4 protein-coding genes and 2 tRNA genes are annotated in these 4,117 nt (G+C 31.9%); 4 read left to right on the forward strand and 2 right to left on the reverse strand.

Features of this window, described 5'->3' with window-relative positions; all coding sequences use genetic code 11:
- On the forward strand, window positions 1–1,010 hold a 1,010-nt coding region (locus ABWP78_RS09725), incomplete at its 5' end, for a KUP/HAK/KT family potassium transporter (protein WP_353171038.1).
- Between the two features lie 131 nt (window positions 1,011–1,141).
- Complete coding sequence (locus ABWP78_RS09730; RefSeq protein ID WP_353171041.1) at window positions 1,142–1,543, forward strand: hypothetical protein; 402 nt, start codon at window positions 1,142–1,144, stop codon at window positions 1,541–1,543.
- 20 nt (window positions 1,544–1,563) lie between these two features.
- On the opposite strand, the gene ABWP78_RS09735 is transcribed toward ABWP78_RS09730, so the two are convergent.
- Complete coding sequence (locus tag ABWP78_RS09735; protein ID WP_353171044.1) at window positions 1,564–2,325, reverse strand: NlpC/P60 family protein; 762 nt, start codon at window positions 2,323–2,325, stop codon at window positions 1,564–1,566.
- 61 nt (window positions 2,326–2,386) lie between these two features.
- Window positions 2,387–3,565, reverse strand: coding sequence for an acetyl-CoA C-acyltransferase (locus ABWP78_RS09740; protein WP_353171046.1), 1,179 nt, complete (start codon window positions 3,563–3,565; stop codon window positions 2,387–2,389).
- A gap of 252 nt (window positions 3,566–3,817) precedes the next feature.
- Between ABWP78_RS09740 and ABWP78_RS09745 the strand changes: the two genes are divergently transcribed.
- Together ABWP78_RS09745 and ABWP78_RS09750 are read left to right on the forward strand one after the other, a co-directional pair.
- A tRNA-Ser gene (locus ABWP78_RS09745) sits at window positions 3,818–3,901 on the forward strand.
- A 7-nt stretch (window positions 3,902–3,908) separates the two neighbouring features.
- Window positions 3,909–3,983 (forward strand) — tRNA-Pro (locus ABWP78_RS09750).
- Window positions 3,984–4,117 lie beyond the last annotated feature (134 nt).

The following is a 4,117-nucleotide window of genomic DNA, read 5'->3' on the forward strand; positions in this document are numbered from 1 at the left end:
GTTTAAATTTTTGGCCAAAAGTTAAAATCAAATATCCAACCGAACTACGAGGACAATTATATATTCCTTCTCTAAATTGGTTATTGTGGGCGGGTTGTATTTTTATTGTACTTTACTTTGAAAAAGCTGCTGCGATGGAAGCCGCATATGGTTTAGCAATAGTGTTAACTATGTTAATGACAACAACTTTGCTGAATTTTTACATGATTTTGAAAAGATATAATAGAACTTTTATTTGGGTAATTGTAATTACATATTTGATTATAGAATTGGCGTTTTTATATGCTTGTTTACATAAATTTGGAGAAGGTGGATATATTACTTTAATTATTGCATTTGTACTATTTGCTGTAATGACATGCTGGTATTTTGCAAGAAAAATTAGAAACAGATTTGTGGAATTTGTGAAATTAGATAAATATTTACCGGTTTTAGAAGATTTAAGTAGAGATGAATCAATTGCTAAATATGCCACAAATTTAGTGTATTTAACCAGTGCCGATAACCGATACGAAATTGAATCGAAGATTATTTACTCTATTATTAATAATAGTCCAAAACGTGCTGATATTTATTGGTTTGCCCATGTGCATGTTGTAGATGAGCCCTATACGATGGAATATCGTGTTTGTGAATTTATTCATGATGATGTCATTCGTGTAGATTTCAGATTAGGATTTAGAGTAGCTCCAAAATTTAATAAAATGTTTGCTCAAGTAGTAAAAGACATGCAAAAAAGGGGCGAAATAGATTTAACAAGTAGATATACTTCTTTACATAAACATAAAATTATAAGCGATTTTAGATTTGTATTAATAGAAAAATTTATGTCTTATGATAACGCTTTACCATTTTATGAAAAACTAATTTTAGATGGTTATAATTTATTAAAGAAACTTGGTCTGTCTGAAGAAAAAGCCTTTGGCTTAGACCCAGGTTCAGTAACTATCGAAAAGTTTCCATTAAAAATTTCGGAGACAAAAGCAGTACAGTTAACTAGAATAGATTAAACATAAAAAAAGCTAGAATTTAAGTTCTGGCTTTTTTTATGTTTAGTATTTTAAATTGAAATAGGTTTATTATATTTGAATTTAAATAGCTTAGTATTGTACCAAACCATGAAAATAACAATTAAAAAAAGATGAATAAAATATTGATTTTAGTGTTTTTCTTACTTGCATCTTGCAGTAAAAAAAACGAATTAGAAAATATTTTTACTTGTGATAAAAACGAATATTGGAGTTACAAAAATAATTGTGTTTCTTATGGTATTTATTTTAAGTTTAATATCGATGGGAGTCATGATAAATTTTTAAGTAAACCAATAGACGAAGGAAAAGGGTTTGATTTATTTAATAATGATGGTGATTTAATAAGTGGTCCAAGGACTTGGTCAATAAAAAATGATTCCATTTTTGTTTGGGATAAAGGCGAATATAAAATTGAAAGTTGCAATGAAAATATTATAATTTTAACTTATTATCATTATAAAGAGAAAAATAAAAAATGTACAGTTGCTCTTAAAAAAGTATTAGATAAATAACAAAAATTAATCGAAATAACTTAAATCACTTTCTTAATCACTCGTAGTTTGTGAGTATGTCTTCCGGTATCAACATTATAAATCCCGATATGATCTATTCTGTCAATTCTAACTTTTCCTGATGCGTGAATGATGTAATTGTTTTCCATCATAATTCCAACATGAATAATCTTACCTTCGTCATTATCAAAAAAGGCTAAATCTCCTGGTTCACTTTCTTCAATAAAGCTTAATGCTTCTCCTTGAATAGCTTGTTGCGATGCATCTCTTGATAATTTATGACCATTTAATTTATACACCATTTGAGTAAATCCAGAGCAATCAATTCCAAAAGGTGTTTTGCCTCCCCATAAATAAGGCGCATTTAAATATAAGAATGCTGTTTTAAGAATATTTTCTTTCGATTTTGTGCCACATTCTTTTTGACCTTCAAATTGAAAATTAGACGTGTTTATTTCATTAATGTCTAAAAAATTTAAAGAACTTCCTAAAGGAATAGGCATCAATTGATTGGTTTCATATGAAATAAAATCAATTAATTCGCCATTTAAAATAAACTCTGATTTTTCTAATAAAAGATATTGATTTTCTGTAATTTTTTGAAATTGTTTTGTGTCAATCCATCCTTCGTAAGTATCAAAAGCAGTTTGAATTTTCGTCCATTTCGGTGAAGATTCAATTATTTTGAAGGCATCACCAAATAACAATTGCGAAACCATTTCGCTTTTGTCGCTGGCTTCACTTCGTATCGGTACAATTCCTAAATTACAAATTCCAAACATTTAGTTATAATTGATAATTAACTATTGATAACATTGCAATTGTTAATTTTAAATTTAATTTTTATGCTCTTTCAATAACAATTGCAGAAGCACCACCACCACCATTACAGATAGCTGCAGCGCCTATTTTTGCGTTGTTTTGCTCAAGTACATTAATTAATGTTACGATAATTCTTGCACCTGAACATCCTAGTGGATGCCCTAATGAAACAGCTCCGCCATTTACATTTACTTTATCATTATCTAAACCTAAAATTTTAGCATTTGCCAAACCTACAACTGAAAAAGCTTCATTAAACTCAAAAAAATCAACATCTGAAATAGAAATTCCAGCTTTGTCTAATGCTTTTGGTAACGCTTTTGCAGGCGCTGTTGTAAACCATTTAGGTTCTTGTGCTGCATCTGCGTATGATTTTATGAATGCTAAGGGTTTTAAACCTAATTCATTTGCTTTTTCTTCACTCATCAATATTAATGCAGCTGCGCCGTCGTTAATAGTTGAAGCGTTTGCCGCCGTTACAGTTCCATCTTTTGTAAAAACAGCTGCTAGAGTAGGTATGCGGTCTAGTTTTACATTCGTATATTCTTCGTCTTTAGTAACGATTATTGGATCTCCTTTTCTTTGAGGTACTTCTACAGGAACAATTTCGGCATCAAATTTACCAGCATCCCAAGCATTTGCTGAACGCGTATAAGATTGTATGGCAAAATTATCTTGTTCTTCACGAGAAATAGCATATTCTGTTGCACATAAATCTGCAGAAACACCCATAGCATTTCCGTCGTATGCATCGATAAGACCATCTTTTTGCATACCATCAACAAAAGTTGTAGGACCAAATTTCACACCATTTCTTAAATGTGCATAATGAGGAATTAAACTCATATTTTCCATACCCCCAGCCACAATAATTTCAGCATCTCCAGCCATAATAGCTTGGGCGCCTTGCATTACCGCTTTCATTCCAGAAGCACAAACTTTATTTATAGTGGTGCAAATTACTTCGTTAGACAATCCAGCAAATAACGCAGCCTGACGTGCTGGTGCTTGTCCATTACCAGCCTGAACCACATTACCCATTATAACTTCATCAACTAAAGAAGGATTTAAATTTATTTTATTTAAAGCGCCTTTAATGGCTGCTGCTCCTAATTTAGTTGCTGGTACAGTTGATAATGCGCCCATGAAACTTCCAATTGGCGTTCTTACTGCGGATACGATAACTACTTTTTTGCTCATTTTTAATCAATTTAGAATTGCGAAAGTAACAAATTTTTGCTAAATTTTAAACTATTTATTGCTTTTTTATACAGATATACTTGACTAAATATGAAATTTTAAAATTTAGATTTTGATATTTATTTATGTATAATGTTGATATTTAGTAGGTTTGTTTTTAATTTAAAAATTCTACTCTTTTTAATTGGAATTAAAAGAATGATATCCTATATTTGCAACCGCAAAAAAGCATAATTCTTTGCGGAATTAATAGGAGAGGTGCCGGAGTGGTAACGGAGCAGATTGCTAATCTGTCGACGGGTAACTGTCGCCAGGGTTCGAGTCCCTGTCTCTCCGCTTTTTTCGGGGTGTAGCGTAGCCCGGTTATCGCGCCTGCTTTGGGAGCAGGAGGCCGCAGGTTCGAATCCTGCCACCCCGACAAAATAGGCTAACTCGATAGAATCGGGACAAGCCCCCGACATCATTTGGTTGTCAAATGCATAAATAATTTAGGTTGTGTAGCTCAGCTGGATAGAGCAACTCACTTCTAATGAGTAGGTCCCAGGTTCGAAT

Source organism: Flavobacterium sp., from assembly GCF_040402955.1.
In the GTDB taxonomy this organism is placed as follows: Bacteria; Bacteroidota; Bacteroidia; order Flavobacteriales; family Flavobacteriaceae; genus Flavobacterium.

What these genes read in the sequence shown, in the direction of transcription:
- ABWP78_RS09735 (WP_353171044.1), bottom strand. Translation starts at nt 2,325, where the DNA reads ATGTTTGGAATTTGTAATTTAGGAATTGTACCGATACGAAGTGAAGCC.
- ABWP78_RS09730 (WP_353171041.1), top strand. Translation starts at nt 1,142, where the DNA reads ATGAATAAAATATTGATTTTAGTGTTTTTCTTACTTGCATCTTGCAGT.
- ABWP78_RS09740 (WP_353171046.1), bottom strand. Translation starts at nt 3,565, where the DNA reads ATGAGCAAAAAAGTAGTTATCGTATCCGCAGTAAGAACGCCAATTGGA.